The sequence below is a fragment of the Actinomyces glycerinitolerans genome, from assembly GCF_900098745.1.
GTDB classification, from domain to species: domain Bacteria; phylum Actinomycetota; class Actinomycetes; order Actinomycetales; family Actinomycetaceae; genus Actinomyces; species Actinomyces glycerinitolerans.
In genome coordinates, this window is record NZ_FQTT01000012.1 from 49,161 (window position 1) to 71,029 (window position 21,869).

19 protein-coding genes and 1 pseudogene are annotated in these 21,869 nt (G+C 69.4%); 11 read left to right on the forward strand and 9 right to left on the reverse strand.

All coding sequences use genetic code 11. The features are described 5' to 3' along the window. Positions 1 to 33: 33 nt before the first annotated feature. Positions 34 to 1,551, reverse strand: a complete 1,518-nt coding sequence (locus ACGLYG10_RS10455; RefSeq protein WP_073331537.1) for an AlbA family DNA-binding domain-containing protein — start codon at positions 1,549 to 1,551, stop codon at positions 34 to 36. A gap of 262 nt (positions 1,552 to 1,813) precedes the next feature. On the opposite strand from ACGLYG10_RS10455, the gene ACGLYG10_RS10460 reads away from it, so the two are divergent. The 7 genes from ACGLYG10_RS10460 to ACGLYG10_RS10490 are packed head-to-tail and all read left to right on the forward strand — an operon-like array spanning position 1,814 to position 9,580. Next, on the forward strand, positions 1,814 to 2,971 hold the full coding sequence (locus ACGLYG10_RS10460) for a PhoH family protein (RefSeq protein WP_073332056.1): 1,158 nt from the start codon (positions 1,814 to 1,816) through the stop codon (positions 2,969 to 2,971). Further along, the gene (gene ybeY / locus ACGLYG10_RS10465; protein ID WP_073331540.1) at positions 2,968 to 3,426 is read left to right on the forward strand and encodes an rRNA maturation RNase YbeY; all 459 of its coding nucleotides are present in this window, start codon (positions 2,968 to 2,970) and stop codon (positions 3,424 to 3,426) included. Before ACGLYG10_RS10460 ends, ybeY begins: the two co-directional genes overlap by 4 nt. Further along, a complete protein-coding gene (locus ACGLYG10_RS10470; protein ID WP_073331543.1) occupies positions 3,423 to 4,772 on the forward strand; it encodes a hemolysin family protein in 1,350 nt (449 codons plus the stop codon). The genes ybeY and ACGLYG10_RS10470 overlap by 4 nt, the downstream gene beginning before the upstream one ends. A 16-nt stretch (positions 4,773 to 4,788) precedes the next feature. After that, a complete protein-coding gene (gene era, locus ACGLYG10_RS10475; protein ID WP_083565851.1) occupies positions 4,789 to 5,799 on the forward strand; it encodes a GTPase Era in 1,011 nt (336 codons plus the stop codon). A 14-nt stretch (positions 5,800 to 5,813) separates the two neighbouring features. Next, the gene (locus ACGLYG10_RS16870) at positions 5,814 to 7,721 is read left to right on the forward strand and encodes an alpha/beta hydrolase family protein (RefSeq protein WP_280173614.1); all 1,908 of its coding nucleotides are present in this window, start codon (positions 5,814 to 5,816) and stop codon (positions 7,719 to 7,721) included. Positions 7,722 to 7,746: 25 nt separating this feature from the next. Continuing rightward, entirely contained in the window at positions 7,747 to 8,913 is a 1,167-nt protein-coding gene (locus ACGLYG10_RS10485; RefSeq protein WP_073331546.1) for a hypothetical protein, read from the forward strand. Further along, the gene (locus tag ACGLYG10_RS10490; RefSeq protein ID WP_073331549.1) at positions 8,897 to 9,580 is read left to right on the forward strand and encodes an ATP-binding cassette domain-containing protein; all 684 of its coding nucleotides are present in this window, start codon (positions 8,897 to 8,899) and stop codon (positions 9,578 to 9,580) included. The genes ACGLYG10_RS10485 and ACGLYG10_RS10490 overlap by 17 nt, the downstream gene beginning before the upstream one ends. A gap of 10 nt (positions 9,581 to 9,590) precedes the next feature. On the opposite strand, the gene ACGLYG10_RS10495 is transcribed toward ACGLYG10_RS10490, so the two are convergent. Genes ACGLYG10_RS10495 through ACGLYG10_RS10505 form a run of 3 tightly spaced genes read right to left on the reverse strand, consistent with a single transcriptional unit; the run spans position 9,591 to position 11,600 of the window. Beyond that, entirely contained in the window at positions 9,591 to 9,815 is a 225-nt protein-coding gene (locus ACGLYG10_RS10495; protein WP_073331552.1) for a helix-turn-helix transcriptional regulator, read from the reverse strand. Between the two features lies 1 nt (position 9,816). Then, the gene (locus tag ACGLYG10_RS10500; protein ID WP_073331555.1) at positions 9,817 to 10,668 is read right to left on the reverse strand and encodes an ABC transporter permease; all 852 of its coding nucleotides are present in this window, start codon (positions 10,666 to 10,668) and stop codon (positions 9,817 to 9,819) included. Further along, positions 10,665 to 11,600 (reverse strand): ABC transporter ATP-binding protein, encoded by a 936-nt coding sequence (locus tag ACGLYG10_RS10505; RefSeq protein ID WP_083565852.1) that lies wholly within the window; start codon positions 11,598 to 11,600, stop codon positions 10,665 to 10,667. The genes ACGLYG10_RS10500 and ACGLYG10_RS10505 overlap by 4 nt, the downstream gene beginning before the upstream one ends. A gap of 332 nt (positions 11,601 to 11,932) precedes the next feature. Here ACGLYG10_RS10505 and leuA point away from each other — a divergent pair. The 3 genes and pseudogenes from leuA (at position 11,933) to uppS (ending at position 15,309) form a co-directional block, all read left to right on the forward strand. Next, positions 11,933 to 13,712, forward strand: a pseudogene (gene leuA, locus ACGLYG10_RS10510) (2-isopropylmalate synthase). Positions 13,713 to 13,724: 12 nt separating this feature from the next. Continuing rightward, positions 13,725 to 14,474 carry a DNA repair protein RecO gene (gene recO, locus ACGLYG10_RS10515; protein WP_073331558.1) on the forward strand — a complete coding sequence of 250 codons (750 nt, stop codon included), beginning with the start codon at positions 13,725 to 13,727 and terminating at the stop codon, positions 14,472 to 14,474. A gap of 1 nt (position 14,475) precedes the next feature. Next, positions 14,476 to 15,309: a polyprenyl diphosphate synthase gene (gene uppS / locus ACGLYG10_RS10520; RefSeq protein WP_073331561.1), complete on the forward strand. Its 834-nt coding sequence runs from the start codon at positions 14,476 to 14,478 to the stop codon at positions 15,307 to 15,309. Positions 15,310 to 15,372: 63 nt separating this feature from the next. Here uppS and ACGLYG10_RS10525 read toward each other — a convergent pair whose 3' ends face one another. Genes ACGLYG10_RS10525 through ACGLYG10_RS10540 form a run of 4 tightly spaced genes read right to left on the reverse strand, consistent with a single transcriptional unit; the run spans position 15,373 to position 18,653 of the window. Continuing rightward, positions 15,373 to 15,801 carry a Fur family transcriptional regulator gene (locus tag ACGLYG10_RS10525; protein WP_073331563.1) on the reverse strand — a complete coding sequence of 143 codons (429 nt, stop codon included), beginning with the start codon at positions 15,799 to 15,801 and terminating at the stop codon, positions 15,373 to 15,375. Beyond that, positions 15,798 to 16,742, reverse strand: coding sequence for a metal ABC transporter permease (locus ACGLYG10_RS10530; protein ID WP_073331565.1), 945 nt, complete (start codon positions 16,740 to 16,742; stop codon positions 15,798 to 15,800). The genes ACGLYG10_RS10525 and ACGLYG10_RS10530 overlap by 4 nt, the downstream gene beginning before the upstream one ends. Continuing rightward, entirely contained in the window at positions 16,739 to 17,599 is an 861-nt protein-coding gene (locus tag ACGLYG10_RS10535) for a metal ABC transporter ATP-binding protein (RefSeq protein WP_073331567.1), read from the reverse strand. The genes ACGLYG10_RS10530 and ACGLYG10_RS10535 overlap by 4 nt, the downstream gene beginning before the upstream one ends. A gap of 52 nt (positions 17,600 to 17,651) precedes the next feature. Then, the gene (locus ACGLYG10_RS10540) at positions 17,652 to 18,653 is read right to left on the reverse strand and encodes a metal ABC transporter substrate-binding protein (protein WP_432416227.1); all 1,002 of its coding nucleotides are present in this window, start codon (positions 18,651 to 18,653) and stop codon (positions 17,652 to 17,654) included. 136 nt (positions 18,654 to 18,789) lie between these two features. On the opposite strand from ACGLYG10_RS10540, the gene ACGLYG10_RS10545 reads away from it, so the two are divergent. Then, positions 18,790 to 20,184 carry a glycine--tRNA ligase gene (locus ACGLYG10_RS10545; RefSeq protein WP_073331571.1) on the forward strand — a complete coding sequence of 465 codons (1,395 nt, stop codon included), beginning with the start codon at positions 18,790 to 18,792 and terminating at the stop codon, positions 20,182 to 20,184. Between the two features lie 240 nt (positions 20,185 to 20,424). Here the strand turns inward: ACGLYG10_RS10545 and ACGLYG10_RS10550 are convergent, their stop codons facing one another. Next, positions 20,425 to 21,540, reverse strand: a complete 1,116-nt coding sequence (locus tag ACGLYG10_RS10550; RefSeq protein WP_073331574.1) for a hypothetical protein — start codon at positions 21,538 to 21,540, stop codon at positions 20,425 to 20,427. Between the last annotated feature and the right edge of the window lie 329 nt (positions 21,541 to 21,869).

The following is a 21,869-nucleotide window of genomic DNA, read 5'->3' on the forward strand; positions in this document are numbered from 1 at the left end:
CGCGGCGTCGGCGTCGGACGGCCGACATGGCATTCATTCGGCATCTCCCGTAAGGGTGCGCAGGTAGGCGCGGCCCTTATCCGTCAGAACGTATCTCTGCGCTTTGCTGCGGGGCTTGTCCGGCAGGGTCATGGCGATCAGCCCACGATTCAGCAGTGGAACGACGTGCCGCGCGTAGTTCTGTGACAGGGGCCTAAGGCCAGCGGCTTCCAGGAGCGTGTTCCGGTGAACCGGCCCATTCGCTGCCGCGCGCATCATTGCCACATCATACCTACCGTCATATCTATCGTCATTGCTATGTGTGTAGGCATGTTCTGGGCTGATCTGGTCCTCAGTCTCCGGCTCGTGGGCACTGCGTGCTTCGTGCGATCCGGGGTGTGTGGCGGCCGCATGCCGCGGGTCATGGCTGGGGATCTGGATGATGACCCGTACGCGGTCCTGGATTTCCTCAATAACGGGCTCGGGCAGACCGGCCTCGGCCACCTGCTCGAAGACGCGCTGGACACCGGTACCCCACTGTTCCATGATCCCGGCCTCGCGGAAGATACGCGCGAGGGCGGGGTTACGCAGGCGGGACACACGCCGCATAGAGTCAATGGTCATGCCCGGCAGCAGCAGGCCGGGGCTGTCCACCTGGATGCGGTCGTCGTAGAAGCCGATGCGGATGGGGGTTCCGCGTTCTGCGTAGGAGGCGTGGACGAGGGCGTTGACGATCACTTCGCGGATCGGCTCGATGGGGATCGAGTAGACATCCCGGCGCCGGACCTCGCCGAAGACCGCGGTCTTGTAGGCGTGCTTGAGTAGGAAGTCCACGGCGGGGTCGACGGCCAGCGCCATGGGGCCATGGATCTCGGTCTGGTCGAAGATGTCAGTGCCGTGCGGGCCGCGCAGGCGCCCGCACTGGACCCAGGCGGAGGGCAGGAAGCGCGTAGGGTCGGGGCAAGCGGCGAGGATGCCCGCATTGGTGGGGACGATCTGGTCACCCTGTTTGGCAGCGAGACCGAGTGCCAGGAGGTCGTCGACGGACGTGTCGCGTCCGCGCAGATCGGAAAGGACCTGCAGATCCAGGTCTTCCAGTGTGGCGCGCGGTTCGGGAAGGTCTTCGAAGGCGATACCGCGGGCGTTGCGTTCAAGCTCGGCCACCAGCGCCGGGTCCGCCTGCCGAGTGGTGGAGCCGAGGCGCACGTAGACGCCGGCCTCGGCGCCCTGGTGGGTGATGTAGTGAGGTCGGCGAGTACTGAGCGGCACGTCAACAACGAGCACCGTCTTGTCTGCCAGCGTCACCAGATCGATCGCGGGGACCAACTGAGGTGAGATCCGGTCATCAATGAGGCTGGCGATGCGCTCCTCCTCGGCGAGCGGGTCCTCGACGCCAACCACCGTGCCATCGTCCGCGACTCCGATGACCAGCCGCCCGCCCGCGGAGTTGGCGAAGGCAACAATCGTCCGCAGTGGCCCGTCGGGTGAAGACAGATCGCGCTTGAGCTCAAGCGTCTTTCCTTCATTAATGACGACTCGGCCTTCGGGTCCGAGAGTTAGAAGTTCGGTCATCGCTTACATCCTGCCCCTCACATACTCGTGCGCGCGGAGATCGCTACTCACCAAATCACCACTCGCTTCGCACCTCCCGACCGTGGGCATCACTGCCGCTGAGCGACGGAGCAACCCTAGCGGATCCGGGCCGAGCCGTTGGGTGCGCCACATCGACCGACTTCGACACGTAACGTCTACCGACCTCGGTGGTGGGGATGACACCGTTCAGCGCGAACGCGGCCTGTACCGTCCGGGTCCGGCCGGTAGCATGGGCTTCAAGATGACGAATTCGCCCATCACACCAGTAGCCGCGACCGCGGCGACCACCTCCGCCTCAGCTGGTACAACCAGCACACCCGCCAATGCGGCCGGCGCCGCCCCGGCCGACGTCACGCGCACCCTGACCCTGCCCGATGACCTCGCCCCCGTCGCCCTGCTCGGCGCCCGCGACGAGGTGCTGCGCGCCGTCGAACGCGGCTTCCCCGACGTGTCCGTGTACGCGCGCGGCACCACCGTCACCGTCACCGGCCCGGCCGCCCGCGTCGACGTCGTGATCGTCCTGCTGTCCGAACTGATCGACATCGCCCGCGCCGGCACGCCCCTGACCGCCGACGCCGTCGACCGCGCCATCGGCCTGCTGGACGCCTCCGCCCGCCCCGCCGAGGTCCTCACCGACGAGGTACTGACCACCCACGGCCGCTCCATCCGCCCCAAGTCACTTGGTCAGAAGGCCTATACCGACGCCATCGAGAACTCCACCATCACCTTCGGCATCGGCCCGGCCGGCACCGGCAAGACCTACCTGGCCATGGCCAAGGCCGTCGATGCCCTCGCCCGCAAGCAGGTCTCCCGCATCATCCTCACCCGCCCGGCCGTGGAGGCGGGGGAGAACCTCGGCTTCCTGCCCGGCACCCTCACCGACAAGATCGACCCCTACCTGCGGCCCCTGTACGACGCCCTGCATGACATGCTCGACGCCGAGGCCCTGCCGCAGCTGATCGCCGCCGGCACCATCGAGGTGGCCCCGCTGGCCTACATGCGCGGGCGCACCCTGAATGACGCCTTCATCATCCTGGACGAGGCCCAGAACACCAGCCCCGAGCAGATGAAGATGTTCCTCACCCGCCTCGGCTTCGGCTCCAAGATGGTGATCACCGGAGACATCTCCCAGATCGACCTGCCCGGTGGGCGCCCCTCCGGGCTGCGGGTGGTGCGCCGCATCCTCGACGGCCTGGAGGACATCAGCTTCTGCGAGCTGACCGCCGCCGACGTGGTGCGGCACCGGCTGGTCGGCCAGATCGTCGACGCCTACGCCCGCTATGACGCCGAGCGCGCCGAACCGGCCGGTCGCCCCGGCCGCGGCGCCGAGCCGGCCCCCCAACGTGGCGGCGCCCGCCGCCGAACCCCCTCCGAATTCCGAGACAGGAACCGCCCATGACCACCGAGGTCATCAACGAGACCACCACCCCCATCGACGCCACCGAGTTCACCGCCCTGGCCGACTACGTGCTGGCCGCCATGCACGTGAGCCCCATGGCCGAACTGAACATCCTGTTCATCGAGCCCGAGCCCATGGCCGAGCTGCACGAGCGCTGGCTCGACCTGGAGGGCCCCACGGATGTGATGAGCTTCCCCATGGATGAGCTGCGCCCCGGCACCGCGGAGAATGAGACGCCGCCCGGCACCCTGGGCGACGTGGTGCTGTGCCCGCAGGTGGCCGCGAAGCAGGCGCTCGAGGCGGGCCACAGCGCCGTGGAGGAGATGCTGCTGCTGACCGTGCACGGCATCTTGCACCTACTCGGCTACGACCACGCCGAGCCGGAGGAGAAGGAGGAGATGTTCGCCCTCCAGCGCACCCTCCTGCTGACCTTCCTGGCGGAGCGCGGCAAGTGACCGCCGCCCCCACCGCCCCGCTGCTGTTCGTGGCGGTGGTCGTGCTCGGCTTCGGAATGGTGCTCTCGGCGGGGGAGGGGGCGCTGAGCCGCATGACCCGGGCCGCCGCCGAGGACCTGGTCGAGGACGGCCGCCGCGGGGCCGGCCGCGTGACCGCCCTGACCGCTAAGCGCGAGCAGGTGCTGGGAACCCTCGCCGTCCTGCGCGCCGGCGTCGACATGCTGGTGGCGGTCCTGGTCACCCTGGGCGTGGCCGGGCGCTTCGAGCAGTGGTGGCAGGCACTCCTCGTGGCCGTGGCCGTCAGCCTGGTGCTGCTGGGTTTGCTCGTGGGCGTGTCCCCGCGCTCGGCCGGCCGCCGCAACCCCGCCGGCACGCTCCTGGCACTGGCCGGCATCCTGGAGCGGGTCAACGCTCTGGGGGCGCCCTGGCGCTGGTTCCAGTCCCGCTTCGGCCGCGCCTCCACCCGCACCGACGCCGAGGCGCGCGCCGAGGTGACCGAGGACCTGCGCGAGATGATCGACGAGATCGGCGACTCGGAGACCATCGAGGACGAGGACCGCGAGATGCTGCGTAGCGTGGTCGAGCTCGGCCAGACGCTCGTACGCGAGGTCATGGTCCCCCGTACCGACATGGTCACCATTGACGAGGACAAGCCCGCCTCCGCCGCCATGCGCCTGTTCGTCCGCTCCGGCTACTCGCGCGTGCCCGTGATCGGGGAGGACGCCGACGACGTGCGCGGCATCCTCTACCTCAAGGACGTGCTGCGGCGCCTGTCCGACCACCCCGAGCACGGGGAGCGGCCGGTGGTGTCCTTCGTGCGTGAGGCCGTGTACGTGCCCGAGACCAAGCTCGCCGACGACCTGCTGCGCGAAATGCAGCTTGGTCACTTCCACATCGCCCTGGCGGTGGACGAGTACGGCGGCATCGCCGGCCTGGTCACCATGGAGGATCTGCTGGAGGAGGTCGTGGGGGAACTCACCGACGAGCACGACCACGCCGAGCCCGTGGCCGAGGACCTCGGCGATGGCACCTTCCGCGTGCCCGTGCGCCTGGGCCTGGACGCCCTCGGCGAGCTCTTCGACCTGGAGATCGAGGACGACGACGTCGACACCGCCGGCGGCCTGCTCACCAAGGCCATCGGCCGGGTACCACTGCCCGGGGCCAGCGGCGACGTGCAGGGCATCCGCCTGGTGGCCGAGGAGGCCACCGGTAGACGCCGCCAGGTCGCCACCCTGCTAGCCTCCCGCATCGACGCCGTCGGGCCGCCCGCGCCGCCCGACGGCCCCGCGGCCGCTGCTTCCCCCAACGATCACGCCGACGACGGCGACAACCCCAACGACGACTGAGGACCTAGGACCCCCGATGACCAGTGCCACCGACGCCGACGGCTTCCCCATCCTGCCCGACGAACCGGACGCGGACGACCCCACCCGCGCCCCCATCGCGGTCCCCGACTACCCGGAGGACTTCCGCGCCGGCTTCGTCTGCCTGCTCGGCCGCCCCAACACCGGCAAGTCCACCCTGACCAACGCGCTGGTGGGCCAAAAGATCGCCATCACCTCAGGCCGCCCCGAAACCACCCGCCACAACGTGCGCGGCGTCGTCAGCCGGCCCGGCTCCCAGCTGGTGCTGGTGGACACCCCCGGCTTCCACCGCCCCCGCACCCTGCTCGGCCAACGCCTGAACGACCTCGTTCGCGACACGCTCACGGGCGTGGACGTGATCGCCTTCTGCATACCCGCCGGCGACAAGATCGGCCCCGGCGACCGGCTCATCGCCCGGGAACTGGCCGACCTGGGCAAGCCCGTCGTCGCCGTCGTCACCAAAACCGACACCGTCTCCCGCGCCAAGCTGGCCGAGCAGCTGCTCGCCGTCGACCAGCTCGGACAGTGGGCGGACATCGTGCCCGTCTCCGCACTCAAGGGGGACCAGGTCGACGTCCTGGAGGAAGTCCTCACCTCCCACCTGCCGGCATCCCCGCCGCTGTACCCCACCGACTCCGTCACCGACGAGCCCCAGGCCGTCATGGTCGGCGAGCTCGTTCGCGAGGCCGCCCTGGAGCGGCTGCGTGACGAGCTGCCGCACTCCCTGGCCGTCGTCGTCGACGAGATCGTCGACCCCAAGACCCAGGACGCGGGCCGCGTCAAGGGCACCGGCAACCGGCTGCAGGTGCGCGTCAGTCTGCTGGTGGAGCGCGACTCCCAGAAGGCCATTGTGATCGGTCGGGGCGGCGCCAACCTCAAGGCCATCGGCTCCGAGGCCCGCCGCGGCATCCAGGAGCTGCTGGGCCGTAAGGTCTATCTCGACCTGCACGTGCGCACCGTCAAGGACTGGCAGTCCGATCCGAAGGCCCTCGCCAGGCTCGGATTCTGAAGGCCCACCCGCCCATGTCCCCGCTGTCCCAACCACCCGACGACCGATCCGGCGGGGGTGCGGCTCCGCGCCCCAAAACCGCGTCGCCGCGCCGGAGACGCACCCGGCCGGTCTCGCCGCGTCGCGCCCGGCCCAAAGCCCAGCCCGCACGCATCACCGCCGCCGAACTGCGCTCCGGATGGGCCTGGCTGCGTGAATTTCCCCGCCGCGCCTGGGCGCTGCTGTCCCGGCTGTGGCGCACCGAGCGGCGCCGCACTCTGATCGTGCTGGCGGCCGCCGTCGGTGTAGCGGTGCTCCTCGGGTGGCTCGGCACCGGCGGCCGGGAGATCTGGGAAATCATGCTGACCGTCGGCCTGGGCGCCCTCGTGCTCGCGGTCTCCACCGACCACCGCACCATCGGCGGCGTGGTGGTCGCCGTCCTCGGCCTCAGCCTGATCGGCACCTTCGCCGGTCCCCGCTGGAACCCCCAGCCGCTGACCGACTCGCTGGCCCCATCCACCACCGACACCAGCATCGGCGGGGCCGTTGCCACCGCCGCCGTCGGCACCTACGAGGTGGAGACCACCACCATCACCATCACCCAGGCCGACGGCGAGGAGGTGCCCGCACTGCTACGCCGTCCCGTAGGCGTTGAGGAGGACACGCCCGGCGTCGTCTTCATGCACGGCGCGGGCACCCACTCCATCTGGGGTTTCGCCGAACAGGCCGAGGCCCTCACCTCCACCGGCGTCACCACGCTCGTGCCCTCCAAACCCATGGAGAACTACTCCGCAACCGACCGGGACTACCTGTCCATGGCCGCCGATTATCAGCGCAGTCTCGACTACCTGGTCGCCCTGGACGGCGTGGACAGCGACGACGTCGGCATCTACGGAGAGTCCGAGGGCGCCATCCCCGGGGTGGTGCTGACTGCGGAGGACGACCGCGTCGCCTTCCTCATTCTGGCCAGCGCCCCCGTGGTGCGGCTGCGCGAGCAGGCCGCGCTGGCCGTGGACAGCTACATGCGCAACGTAGGCGTGCCGCAGGCCATGCTCGACCTGATTCCGCGCGTGCTCGGCAGCGCGGAGATCCCCGGCGGCGGCTTCGAGTACGCCGACTTCGACTCCGTGTCCTACCTGGAGACCATCACCGTTCCCATCCTCATGATGTACGGCACCGCCGACGCCTCCATGCCCCTGGTGCAGGGCCCCAGCACCGTGTGGGAGGCACTGCAGGCCGCCGACAACGACCAGCTCACCGTCCGCTACTACGACGGCGCCAACCACGGTCTCAAGCTCGGCATCACCACCGACGGTTCTCTCGCCCCGGGGGTCACCCGTGACCTGTCGCGCTGGGTCAATGGCCTGCCCGACACGGCCGCCGCCGTCCCGCACGTCGCCGGCGCCACCCCCACCCAGGCCTATTGGGCGCAGCGGCCCGCCTCCACCCGCTGGTACGCCTCCGGAGACCTCATGCTGGCCACATTCGTCATCGGCTTCGGACTGATGGCGGCGGCGGGGCTGGGCTGGCTGCTCGGACAGGGGCCGCGGCTGCGGGGCCGGCGCGGCCTGCACCTGCCGGACCCGATCGGCCGTTGGGCCGTGTCCCTGAGCGTGAGTGTCAGCGTCGCCTGGGCGCTGTACATCGTCTACATTCTCGGCGTGGCGTCCCTGGCCACCAGCTACCACACCAACTACCTGTTCTCCTACGGCGGCTGGGTGGTGGTCCAACTGGTTGCGGTGGTAGCCGTGGTTATCCTGGTCAAACTGACCTACCGCGCCCGGCTCATGCGCGCCGCCGCCCACGCGGCCAACCGGGATCGCGGTGAGAAGGGCCGCTGGCTCACCGTCCCCGCGGCGGCGGTGCTCTCGGCGGTCGTGATCGGTGCGGCCACGTTGCTGGTTGCGATCGCCTACTGGGGCCTGTTCCCCATGCTGGTGTGAGTCATCGGGAGGGTGAAGGCAGGCCGTGAGAGCCCTGAACTTGATCGCCGTCGCGTGTCGGCTGCACCGCCCGGGGCTGGTATTGACCCCGTCGGTGCGCTCGTTCGCGCTCGCACTGGTGTTCGTGCTCGTCTGGACCGCCACCCGGGGCGCGGTAACCGTTGCCGACTCCCTCGCCCGGTCGCTGACGGTGGCGGGGCTCGGGGTCCTGGTCGCGGCGGCGAACGCCTCGGCGCTGCTGCGGGATCTCGACGCCGTCCGACGCGGGGCGCTGCGCTACTACGGATTCGGGCCGGCGGATTTCCTCGCGCTGTATGCGGTCGCGTCCCTGCCGCTGACGGCGTTGGAAGCCGCCTGCGGAATGCTCGCGCTGGACTTCCCGGGCTGGCCCGACGTGAGCCGCTTCGGGCTGCTGTTGGCGGCGTGGACGGCGGCGACGGCGTCGGTGACGGTGGCAGCGGAGCGGTTCCGGGACGTCGATACCGTGGGGGGATGGTCTGTGCCGGGAGCCGGCGCAGGACGAGGCGCCGACACGACAGACCTCGGAAACATGGGAGTGCGTCGTGGCAGTGCGGTGCGAGGCGCTCCAATGGCGCCGAGCGCTCGGCTGCGGTGTCGTCTACCGTTGGGCGCCCGGCTGCGGCGTCGTCTCCCGGCACTGGGCTTCGCCTACCTCCGCTCCGCCTCACGGTGGCCGGTGCTCGCCGCGGCCGCCGAGGGCCTGCTGATCGCGTACGTGCTGGGGCGCCTGGGCCAGCCTCTTTCTGCTGGGGTGTATGCGTCGGGCGCCTATCTGGCGGCGACCATCATCTGTGTTCTGGCGGAGGTGGACGATACAGCTGCCGCCCGGTTCGCCAGGAGTCGCTACGGTGTTGCCGACGCGGAGTTGCGGCGAGTCAAGTTCACGTTGGCGCTGCCGCTGCTGGTTGCCGAATGCCTGACGGCGATACTGTCCGGCGTATGGGCCGGGGCTCGTATCGACGGTGCCGCCGTGCTGGCCTGCCTGGCCTATCTGCCCCTGCTGGCCACTGTGCTGGCGGACGTCGCCACCGCCTACACCCGGCGGCATCGGATGCTGCCCGCCGCGGAGCTGGGCGGGGCGCTGCTCGCACTGGTTCCGGGGCTGCCCCTGGCGGTGCTCCCGGCCGTCTCCCACCTGTTGCGTAGGAGCGAACATGCTCGAAGTCATTGACGCGCAGCGCCGTTACCGAGGCGGTCGCGGCACCGGGCCCGTGAGCCTGACAGTCAGCGCGGGGGAGGTGCTCGGCGTCGTCGGACCCAATGGGGCCGGCAAGACCACCCTCTTCGACGCGCTGTGCGGGGTGGGCGACCTCCACGCCGGCATCGTCCGGTTGGATGGCCGCGAGCTGGGTCGGCGCCTGCCCGCTGAACTGTGTGGCTTCCTGCCCGAGCAGAGCAGGCTGTTCCCACAGCTCACCGCCCTGCAGGCCTGCCGTTTCGAGGCCGCGATGCGCCGCCTGGAGATGGAAGAGGACGCGCTGGGGGAGCACCTGACCCGCTTCGGCTGCGCCGGCTTCCGCGACACCGAAGTGCGTCGCCTGTCCCAGGGGATGACGCGGCGCCTGGGGATCGCCTGCGCCTTCCTCGGCGCCCCACGAGTGGTGGTACTGGACGAGCCGCTCAACGGGCTCGATGTGGAGGGCGTGCTGCTGTTCAGGCGCGTCCTGGCCGACTACCTGGACGGCGGCGGCATGGCCCTGATGTCCAGCCACATCCTCAGCGTGCTCGATGAGGTCTGCGAGCGGGTAATCCTGCTCAAGGACGGGCTGGTGGCCGCCACCGTGGACGTGCCCGCCGGCGGTGCCGAACGGGCCTACCTCGAGGTGTTCGGGCGCTGAGTGGGCGCCCTCAGGTCAGGGGCGGGAACTCCTCCAGGGAGAACACCGACTCCACGGGCACGTCGAAGTAGCGGGCGATGCGCAGCGCCAGATACAGCGACGGGGCGTACTCGCCGCGCTCCAGATAGCCGACCGTCTGGTAGTGGACGCCGAGCGCCTCCGCCAACTCCCGTCGGCTGACCCTGCGGTCCGCGCGCAGCACGGCGATCCGGTTGTGAACGACCTCTCCGGACATCTCACAGCCCAGTCTGCGAGCGGATCGTTGACTGGGTGCGGTTCAGGCCGCCGATCGTCTCCTTGCGGAAGCTGCGGCGAATGACCGGCGGCACCAGCGCGAAGCCGACGACGACCCAGGCCAGCAGCACCCCGAAGCCCAACGCCGGGTGGAAGCTGCCGCCGATCTCCCACGACGGGTCGCCCACGAGCGCCCAGCGGGTCAGGTGCCCGGACCAGTAGGTCGGCAGCACCATTTGAATGCCCTGTACCCAGCCCGGTAGTGCGGAGGTCGGGTAGCAGCAACCGGCCAAGAACAGCGCGAGGCAGATCACCATGTTCACCATGTAACTGTAAACGCCGCGGATGAACACGCTGAGGAAGAACCCGAGTGGCGCGCACGCCAGCGAGGCCAGCGCGGCAATAAGCAGGCAGAGCAGCGCCGTCCCGGTGGCGGGCATAGCGACATCAATCAAGAGGACAGTCCCCAGAAGGATCATCGCCTGCATGATGAAAACCAGCACCACGGTGGAAAGCGTCTTGCCGATCGCCCAGGTGAGCGGTCCGTGCGGGAGGATACGCACCCGCAGCAGTGCGCCACCGATGCGGTCGGTATAGGTCTCCGCGCCTATCTGCATCATGATGAGACTGGCGAAGCCGCCGACGCAGCTGGCCGCGAGCATGGTGCCGAAGGCGCTGGAAGACCCGAAACCTTGGAGCGGACCGTCGCTTATCCGGGAGACGACCAATATGGCGGCCACGGTCAGCACAATTGACGCCGCGCCGGCTCCCATGATGTTCGGGCGCAGGTCACCATAGGCCTGACGCGCCGCCGCGCGTAGTACGGACAGGGGTAGAGATCGAGTGGGGGTCATGGCCTGGGTTCCTTGGTGCTAGGGGTGGTTGCCGGATCGCTCCGGACGGCCAGGTGATCTGTGCTGCTTCGCTCGTCCTCCGCGGGCTGGGAGACCAGGGCGAGGTAGGCCTCTTCCAAGGTGGGGCGGGTGACCGTCAACCCGCTGATCGCGTCCAGGTCCAGCTTCTGTAGAAAGCGCTCGGGGTTGGAGGTGGCATGCACATGGCGTACGCCGTCCTGCATCCAGGTCACCTCCGCCTCGCTGCTGATCCGCTCGCGCAGCTCGGCCACGGTGCCGTCGGCGATAATCCGTCCCGCCGCCATGATGACCACGCGCGAGGCCAGGCGCTCGGCCTCGGAAAGGTCATGGGTGGTCATCAGCACGGTAGCGCGGTCGTCGACGCGCTCCATAATCAGATCGTGCAGGCGCGCCTTGGAGGAGGGGTCCAGACCCGTCGTCGGCTCATCGAGAATCAGCAGCTCCGGGCGCCCCAGCAGCGCCGCCGCGAAGTCAAGCGTGCGGCGCTGCCCTCCCGAGAGCCGGGACAGACGCGAGTTGGACTTGTCGGCCAGGCCCACGGCGTCGAGCACCTCGGCCATCGTGGCCACCCGCGCCGATGCGGTCAGCTGCATGGAACGAATCCATTCCAACTGATCCTTCACCCGCCACTTGGCATGATCGGTCCAGTTCTGCTGCACCAGCCCGATCCGCGCCCAGAATGCGGCGCCCGCGCGGCGCGGATCGGTGTCGAATACGCGGACGCTGCCCGCGTGCGGGCGCAGTGAGCCGAGCAGGTTCTCCACCAACGTGGTCTTGCCGACGCCGTTGGGGCCCAACAGACAGACCACCTCGCCCGGCTGGACCGTGAGGCTGACGTCGTGCAGCACGGGGTTCTTGCCGTAGGCGAAGTCGACACCCCGGGCGGCGATTATGGGTGGGGCAGGGGACATAACCGCTCCTTCCTGGTAGGTACGCTATCGATCGTAGCAGACCTACTACATAATGCGTGTAGTGATGACGATTGCTGTGGCTGCAAGTCGCGAAATCCGTCCGTCGTCGCGCCGTCCACACTGTGACCTGGCGTGGCGGAGCGGCGGATTCGCGGTACGGTGTCCCCGTGCGCGCGACCTCCGTCCGGGAGCGGAACCTCCTGCTTAGTCGCCGCGGCGGGGCCTGACCAGGCCGGCACCCCGACCGCGGCTTACTTCGCGTAGCCAGCCATCCCGGCGCGCCGGGCACCGGTGCCGGGAACCAAGCACACCTGCTCAGGAGAACCAGACCCATGCGTACCGCCCGCCCCGCCCCGCAACAGCCCTCCGGCATGCCCTTCACCAAGTACCGGCCGTTCCTCGACACCGTCGACGCCTCCCTGCCGGACCGCACCTGGCCGAACAACCGCATCACCCACGCCCCCCGCTGGCTGAGCACCGATCTGCGCGACGGCAACCAGTCCCTCATCGAGCCCATGGGCCCCGCCGCCAAGCGCGCCATCTTCGACCTGCTGGTGCGCATGGGCTTCAAGGAGATCGAGGTCGGCTTCCCCGCCGCCTCCCAGACCGACTACGACTTCGTGCGCTCCCTGGTGGAGGACGACGCCATCCCCGAGGACGTCACCATCTCGGTGCTGACCCAGTCCCGCGAGGACCTGATCGACCGCACCCTGGACGCCTGCGTCGGCGCCCCGCGCGCCACCGTCCACCTGTACAACGCCCTGTCTCCACTGTTCCGCGAGGTCGTCTTCCGCATGGGCAAGGACGACATCCGCGAACTCGCCGTCGAGGGCACGCGCCAGGTGATGGCCCGGGCGGAGAAGGTGCTCACCGACGACACCATCTTCGGCTACGAGTACTCCCCGGAGATCTTCGTGGACACCGAGCGCGAGTACTCCCTGGAGGTCTGTGAGGCCGTCATGGGCGTGTGGCAGCCCGAGGACGACCGCGAAATCATCCTCAACCTGCCCGCCACCGTCGAACGCGCCACCCCCAACGTTTACGCCGACCAGATCGAGTGGATGAGTCGCAACCTCTCCCACCGCGACGCCGTGTGCCTGTCCATCCACAACCACAACGACCGCGGCTCCGGCATCGCCGCCGCCGAACTGGGCATGCTCGCCGGTGCGGACCGCGTGGAGGGCTGCCTGTTCGGCCACGGCGAGCGTACCGGCAACGTCGACCTGGTCACCCTGGCCCTGAACCTGTTCAGCCAAGGCATCGACCCCATGCTCGACCTGTCCGACATCGACGAGGTGCGGCGCGTCGTCGAGCACTCCACTCAGATGGACGTGCCCCCGCGTACCCCCTACGCCGGCGAGCTCGTCTACACCTCCTTCTCCGGCTCCCACCAGGACGCCATCAAGAAGGGCTTCGCGGCCCGCGCCGAGAAGGTCGCCGCCAAGACCGCCGAGGGCATGAGCCAGGCCGAGGCCGAGGTGGCCGTGCCCTGGTCCATGCCCTACCTGCCCATCGACCCGCACGACGTCGGCCGCTCCTACGAGGCCGTGGTGCGGGTGAACTCCCAGTCCGGCAAGGGCGGGGTGTCCTACCTGCTGCGCACCACCCACAACCTCGACCTGCCCCGTCGTCTGCAGATCGAGTTCTCCAACATCGTCCAGCACCACACCGACACCTTCGGCGGCGAGGTCGACGCCGACGAGCTGTGGTCGATCTTCGCCGACGAGTACCTGCCGGCCGCGGCCGCCCCCGGCGCCGACCTGCCCGCCTGGGGCCGCTACAGCCTCAAGGGGGGCGACCCTTACCGCAGTCGGCGACGACGAGTCCATCCTCACCGTCACCATCTCCGACGGCGACGAGCGCAAGCTGCTCACGGCCTCCGGCTCCGGCCCGCTGGACGCATTCGTCACCGCCCTGGAGCAGACCGGCATCGAGGTGCGCATCCTCGACTACGCCGAGCACGCCCTGAGTGAGGGGCGTGACGCCCGCGCCGCCTGCTACGTCGAGTGCGAGGTCGGCGGCCAGGTGCTGTGGGGCGTCGGCATCGACCCCTCCATCACCACCGCCTCCTTCAAGGCCGTGATCTCCGCCGTCAACCGCGCCATGCGCTGACGGAGGCGCCGTTTGGGGGAGAGGCTCTACCGGGACGAGGCCATCGTCCTGCGCACCTACAAACTGGGCGAGGCCGACCGCATCATCGTCATGCTCACCCGCGCCCACGGGCAGGTGCGCGCCGTCGCCAAGGGGGTGCGCCGCACCACCTCCCGCTTCGGCGCGCGTCTGGAGCCCTTCTCCATGATCGACGTGCAGCTGCACGCCGGCCGCAGCCTGGACGTGGTCACCCAGGTGGAGACCATCGCCCCCTTCGGCCGCAGCATCGCCGCCGACTACGCGATGTTCACCTGCGCCGAGACCATGGCGGAGACCGCCGAGCGCCTCACGCAGGACGACGGCGACCTGGGCACCAGCGACTCCCCCCAGCAGTTCCTGCTGCTGTACGGCGCGCTGTCCGCGCTGGCGCGACGCCGTCACGCCCCCGGTCTGGTACTCGACTCCTATCTGCTGCGGGCCCTGGCCCTGGCCGGCTGGGCGCCCTCCTGCTACGACTGCGCCCGCTGCGGCGCCCCCGGCCCGCATACCGCCTTCCACGTGCAGGCCGGCGGCGCCGTCTGCTCCGGCTGCCGACCCGCCGGCGCCGTCGACGTCGAACCGGGCGCCATGGCGCTGCTCGGTGCCCTGCTCTCGGGAAACTGGGAGCTGGCCGACGCCTCGAGCCCGCGCGAGCGTGCCCAAGCGTCCGGGTGCGTGTCCGCCTACCTGACCTGGCACCTGGAACGGCGCCTACGCTCCCTCTCCCTAGTAGAAAGGGCCTGACATGCCCGACGCCACAGGCTCAGCATCCGCCGACGGGACCGGCACGGATCCGCGCCCGCTCGACGTCGTCCCCCTCCACCGCGGGGGGCTCACCCCGCCGGCGCTCGACCCGGCGGCCGTGCCCGCACACGTCGCCTGCGTCATGGACGGCAACGGCCGCTGGGCCAACGCGCGCGGCCTGCCCCGCACCGAGGGCCACCGGGTGGGGGAGTCGACCATGATGGACGTGATCGCCGGCGCCGTCGAACTGGGGGTCAAGGAGCTGAGCGTGTACGCCTTCTCCACCGAGAACTGGAAGCGCTCACCCGCGGAGGTGCGATTCCTCATGGGCTTCACCCGCTCGGTGCTGCGCGCCCAGACCGACGACCTGCTGGCCTGGGGCGTGCGCGTGAACTGGGTGGGGCGCGAGCCGCGGCTGTGGAAGTCGGTGCTCAAGGAGGTGCGCCGCTCCGAGCGCATCACCGCCGCCAACGACACCATGGTGCTGAACATGTGCCTGAACTACGGCGGCCGGGCCGAAATCGCCGACGCCGCCCGCGCCATGGCCCAGGACGTGGAGGCCGGGCGGCTGCGGGCGGCGTCGATCAACGAGAAGACCGTGCAGCGCTACCTGTACTCGCCGCACATGCGGGATGTGGACCTGCTGATCCGCACCGGCGGGGAGCAGCGCACCAGCAACTTCCTGATGTGGTCCTCGGCCTACGCGGAGCTGTACTTCTCCGACCTGCCCTGGCCCGAGTTCGACCGCACCGAGCTGTGGCGCGCCTGCGAGGCCTACGCGCACCGTGAGCGGCGCTTCGGCGGCGCCGTTGACCGGGTGACGTCCCGGTCCTGAACCCGGCGACGCCACTTCAACCGACCTCGGCACGTAAGATCAACCGAACTCGGTAGGTAAGATCTACCGACCTCGCGAGCAGACGGGGCACAGGCCGAAGAACTCCACGGTGTGCTCCATGTCCGTATAGCCCTGCTCGGCGGAGACCCGGCGAATCCACTCCTCCAGCTCGCCGCCGGCCACCTCCACGGTGCGCCCGCACGAGCGGCACACGATGTGGTGGTGGTGCTCGGGCCGCTCGCACTCCCGGTACAGGACCTCGCCGTCGGCGCTGCGGATCTGGTCGACCTCGCCGGCCTCGGCCATGGCGGTCAGGTTGCGGTAGACGGTCGCCAACCCCACCTTCGTGCCCTCCGCCTGCAGGGCCGCGTGAATCTGCTGGGCGGAACGGAACTCGTCGGTACGCGCCAGCATGTCGGCCACCGCGGCCCGCTGCCAGGTGGCGCGGTGGCGTGGGGAACTGCCGTTACCGGCGGACGCGTTCTGGCTCATGCGGGCACCTCCTGCTCGCTGCGGTTGCGTTGGGCAATGCTGCCGCGGTTGTCAACGGCGTCCGGACGGCGCCCGCGCCTGGCACGGACGGTGCGCACCAGACCGCTGACCAGGGCGACGACGGCGTAGGTGCACACCAGCAGCACCACGATCATGGCGCCCGGCGAGGCCGCCAGGAAGTAGGTGATGGTCAGCCCGATCACGCAGGCGGCCACGCCGATCGCCATGGCCAGGTGCATGGTGCGGCCGAAGGAGTAGGAGACCAGCTGGGCGATGGCCACCGGCACGATCATGACCGCCGACACCAGCAGTGCTCCGACCACGCGCATGGACACCGATACGGTCAGCGCCGCCACCACCGCGACCGTCACGTTCAACACCCCAGTGGGCAGCCCGATCGAGCGCGCGAACTCCTCATCGTGACAAAGCGCGAACAGCGGCCCGCGCAGGCCGATCCCCACGGCCAGCACGATGACGGCGAGCACCACCGTGAACCGAGTGTCCGAGGCCGACACGGTGGCGATCGAGCCGAACAGGTAGCTGGTCAGATTCGTCGTCGTGCCCCCGGCCAGCTTGATGAGGATCACGCCGCCGGCGATGCCGCCGTAGAACAGGATCGCCAGGGCCACGTCCCCGCGGGTGCGCCCCCGGGCGCGAATCACCTCGATCAGCACCGCCCCGAGCACGGAGGTGACGATCGCCCCGGGGATCGCCCAGGCGTCGTGCGGGGTGACGTTGGCGGCCGCCCCGGCGATCCAGCCCAGCGCCACGCCGGTCAGGGCGATGTGGCCGATGCCGTCGCCCAGCAGCGCCAGCCCCCGCTGCACCAGGTAGGTGCCCACCACCGGGGCCGACAGGCCGACCAGCACCGCGACGATATAGGCCCGCTGCATGAGCGGGCTGGCGAGCATGTCGCCCAGCGCTGCTGCGAGCGCGCTCATTTGACGCCTCCCGCCTGACGCACGGAGGTGGTCAGCACCGGGGCGTGGTGAATGGCCGGCTCGGTGCTGCCGTGGGCGTGCTCGTGCTCACAGTCATCCAGGCGGTCGTGCCCGAGCTCGTCGTGACGGGCGTGATCGTGGGCCAGTGCCTGCTTCGGCCCGTCGAATGCCACCCGCCCCTCGTCCAGGACCACAGTCCGCTCGACGACGTCGGCCAGTTCGCCCATCTCGTGCAGGACGGTCAACAGTGTCAGTCCCTGCGCGCGCAAACCGGCCAGAGTGGTGGCCAGTGCCTCCCGGGAGGCCCGGTCGATGCCCGCCAGCGGCTCATCCAACAGCAGCAGCTCGGGGGAGCGCACCAGGGCCCGCGCGATCAGCACGCGCTGGGACTGGCCCCCAGAGAAGATCTGCACGTGGTCCTGGGCCCGGTCCGCCAGGTCGACGGCGTCCAAGGCCTCCAGGGCCCGCTGTCGGGCGGTGCGACCACGGTCGGCGAAGGGATGCCCGGGGGAGAGCAGCCCGGAGCGGACCACCTCCAGTGCCGTGGCCGGCACACCCGAGGCCACCCCGACCCGCTGCGGTACGTATCCGACCCGTTCCCAGGGCACCGTGCGGCGGTCGGTGACGTCGTGGCCGAACAGGTGTACCGCTCCCGAGCGGATCGGCAGCAGGCCGAGAATCGTCTTGACCAGCGTGGACTTGCCCGAGCCATTGGCGCCCAACAGGGCGACGGATTCGCCGCCGCGCACGGTCAGGTCGACGGCGTCCAGGATCAGACTGGAGCCGAGGACCACGGAGACGTCGGCCACTTCGATCGGTGGGATGCTCGCCCGCGCAGGCGCTGAGGTTGGGGTCATGGGGTCCTTTTGAGGCAAGTCGAGTCAAGAATGTCGATGATGGGAATCGTACTCACTCGCAGGCCAGCGCGGTGCGCAACGCCTGCAGGTTCGCGGACATGGCGTCAGCGTAGTCCCCGGACTCGGGTGCGGACTCGAGCGGGTTGAGCACGGCGGTAGTGGCGCCGGTCTCCGCCGCCAGTGCCTCGGCGGTCTTGGGGGAGACCAGTTCTTCGGTGAAGATCGTCGTGGTCCCGGTCTCCTGCACGACCTGCTTGACGGTGGCGAGTTCGGCGGGGCTGGGCTCGGACTCCGGGTCGACGCCGGACACGGACGCCTGGGTCAGTCCGTACCGTTCGGCCAGGTAGCCGAAGGCCGCGTGGGCGGCGACGAAGGTCGTGCGTTCGCACTGGGCCAGACCCGTGGAGAAGTCCGCATCCAAGCCGCCGAGCGCCTCGGTGAGTTCGGCCAGGTTGGCCTGGTAGTCGGCCGCGTGGTCCGGGTCGGCCTGCGCCAGGGCGGTCTCAATGGCCTGCGCCGCTGACTGCATGCGCACGGGGTCGAGCCAGAAGTGCGGGTCGGTGGTTGCCGCGTCCGCGCCGTCGTCGGCTTGCGTGGACTCGTGGGCGCCGTCGGCCTCGTCGTCGTGCTCCACGCCGTCGTGGGGGACCAGGTCGACCGCCTCGGACAGATCCACGACGGTGGGGCCGGCGACCTCTGCCAGGGCGTCGTCCAGTGAGGGCTGGAATCCGGGAACGTAGGCGACCAGGTCCGTGCTCGACAGGGCGGTGACATCCTTGGGGGCGAGCTCGTAGTCGTGGGGCTCCACGTTGGTGGGCGTGATGGAGGTGACGGTCACGTTGTCGCCGCCGATCGCCTCGGCCAGGTACTGGATCGGGTAGAAGGATGCCGCCACGGACAGCGTGTCCCCGGCCGCGTCGTCGTCGGTGGAATCGGCGGAACAGGCGGTCAGTGACAGGCCCGTGAGCCCGAGCGCGACCGTGGAGAGGGCGGCCAGGGTGCGGCGGGCGCGCGGGCGGCGGCGCGGGCGCAAAGAAACGTTCATGGGAACCATTCTCAGTTACTTGTGGGGCGGGCGTCAAATCCGACCCGTGACGCCCCTTAGACTGAGCCCGTTCGTCCGGGCGACCGCGTGCGGGGCGCGGACGGCAGCTGACGAGAGCACATAACAGGACCTACGGAGAAACACAGTGGCAGCAACTCCCTCGACGCTCGACCGCGTTATCAACCTCGCCAAGCGGCGTGGCTTCGTCTTCCCCTGCGGCGAGATCTACGGCGGCACTCGTTCGGCCTGGGACTACGGGCCGCTGGGCGTGGAGCTGAAGGAGAACATCAAGCGCCAGTGGTGGCAGTACATGGTGCGGTCCCGCGACGACGTCGTCGGCCTGGACTCCTCGGTCATCCTGCCGCGCGAGGTGTGGGTCGCCTCCGGCCACGTGGCCGCCTTCACCGACCCGTTGATCGAGTGCACCTCCTGCCACAAGCGGCTGCGCGAGGACGAGCTGCAGGAGGCCTACGCGGCCAAACACGGCATTGACAATCCCGACACCGTCACCCTGGACCAGCTCGTGTGCCCCAACTGCGGCACCCGCGGCGCCTTCACCGAGCCGAAGGCCTTCTCCGGCCTGCTCAAGACCTACCTCGGCCCGGTCGATGACAAGGCCGGCCTGCACTACCTGCGCCCCGAGACCGCCCAGGGCATCTTCATCAACTTCACCAACGTGATGACCGCCGCCCGCAAGAAGCCGCCCTTCGGCATCGGGCAGGTCGGCAAGTCCTTCCGCAACGAGATCACGCCCGGCAACTTCATCTTCCGCACCCGCGAGTTCGAGCAGATGGAGCTGGAGTTCTTCGTCGAGCCCGGCACGGACGAGGAGTGGCACCAGTACTGGATCGACTACCGCAAGGCCTGGTACACGGACCTGGGCATCAGCGAGGACAACCTGCGCCTGTACGAGCACCCCAAGGAGAAGCTCTCCCACTACTCCAAGCGCACCGTCGACCTGGAGTACCGCTTCGGCTTCGCCGGCGGGGAGTGGGGCGAGCTGGAGGGCATCGCCAACCGCACCGACTTCGACCTGTCCACCCACGCCGATCACTCAGGCAAGGACCTGTCCTACTTCGACCAGGGGAAGAACGAGCGCTGGACCCCCTACGTGATCGAGCCGTCGGCGGGCCTGACCCGCTCGCTGATGGCCTTCCTGGTGGAGGCCTACACCGAGGACGAGGCGCCCAACACCAAGGGCGGCGTCGACAAGCGCGTGCTGCTGCGCCTGGACCCGCGCCTGGCCCCGGTCAAGGCCGCCGTGCTGCCGCTGAGCCGCAAGGAGGAACTGACCGGCCCGGCCCGCGAGCTCGCCGCCCGGCTGCGCCGCAACTGGAACGTCGAGTACGACGAGGCCGGCGCCGTCGGGCGCCGCTATCGCCGCCAGGACGAGGTCGGCACCCCCTTCTGCATCACCTACGACTTCGAGTCGCCCGAGGACGGTGCGGTGACGGTGCGCGAGCGCGACACCATGGCCCAGGAGCGCATCCCGCTCGAGGGCGTGGAGCGCTACCTCGCCGAGCGCCTGGTCGGCTGCTGAACAGTCCGCTGTTGGCCAACTAGATGCTGGCTGCCCGGCCGGCGCCTGATTGGCGTCTGTCCGGGCAGCGCGGCCGTTCCACGACCTTTGTGACATTGCACGACCCTGGTGTGTGTTCCACGACCCCCGGGTGGTCGTGCAACAGGCACCGAGGTCGTGCAACGCAGCCGGGGGTCGTGCTGTGCATGAGATGTGCCCGGCGTCGGCTCGGTTCGGGGAGCACGCGTGGGGCGACTGCGTTTAGCGTCGGCGCATTCCCAGCAGGGAGCCTTCGTGCAGCCCCGCTTCCAGCCTCGTACCCGGCCGCAGCAGATCACGGTTGGGTCTGAGGGAGGCGACAACCCCGGGCGGAAAGGCCGCGAGGATCTTGTCCGCCAGCGCGCGCAGATCGCGGAACTCTCCGTAAGTCACGCGTATGAATCGCCAGCCCATGGCCTGGATGGCGTCCTGGCGCAGTTTCTCCTGCCAGGCATCCTCCCGGGTGATGTACTTCATCCGGCCGTCAACCTCGATGACGATCCCGTGCTCGGGCCAGCACAGGTCGAGCCACCACATGTTCGCGCGGTCGCTCACCCGGTACTGCACTTGTGGCGGCGCAAGTCCGAGTACGAGAGTCAGCCAGCGCATGACGCTTTCGCCAGGAGAGTCGGCCAGCGGCGTCGCCGCCCCCAGTACTGCCCGTGCTTGTGCGACTCCGTGTCTGCGTGCGGACTGTTGAAGCCATTCTTGCCAAATGTCGCGGGCGCGTGCTTCGGCCTGCGCATCCAGGCTGCGGTTGTCGTGCTGCGTGCGACAGTACAGGCGCAGGGCCGCGTCGGCAATCGCCAGGGCATTGTGCGCGGGCTCGTCGAACGCACAGTCGAAGGCGGTACGTAACACGGTGGTGACCGGCACCCCGCCGACCACGGTGATGTCTTTCTCCGGGAGGTCCAAGTGTCGGCGCCAAAGCATGATCTGTCGGCAGTAGAAGTCCTCGTTTGCGCTCGACCGCGGCGGTCCCGTGGGAGGCACGCTGATCAAGGGCAGCGGCGTGCCAACTCGCTTGGGCGTGCTGGGAACCGCCAGGTATACGTCCGGTTCCTGGGTCATCATTGGCAGGCCAAGTACAAGTGCGGCGGACGCGTGGGTGAGGCAGCGTGCGGAGCGGTGCGTTGTTTGCGCGGTTATGGCGCGTGCCAAGGCCAAGGTATAGCGGTGCTGCCAGCGCTTCGCCTCGGGGGCTGGAACCCAGTGAATGCCGGGAGCAAGCCGCAGCGCGGAGCGGGGGACCGCGACGCCGGCGCGGTCATGCCGACCGGTGTGAATCAGCACGGGAAACAGATCACGGTCGCGAGCTTGGTCAGGCGAGGCGGGCATGCCTCCAGCATTCGCCGAAGTCGGGTGCGATGACCACTACTCGCATCGTCGACTGTGGACAAGCGGTTGTCTGGGGTGCCGCTAATGGCACCTGTGGGTTTTGGTGCCTTGGTTGGCCAGCCTCCGCGGGAGTATTTCGGTGGTCCACACTGTCCATACTCCTCGACCGCTGGTTGGTCTCGTTTTGCGGTGCCGCGGGCCTCTCACTGCACGACCTCGGTGACATTGCACGACCTCGGTGCCTGTTGCACGACCACCCGGGGGTCGTGCAACGCACCCGAAGGTCGTGCAACGCGGCCCGGGGTCGTGCAACGTGCCGGGGTGTATTT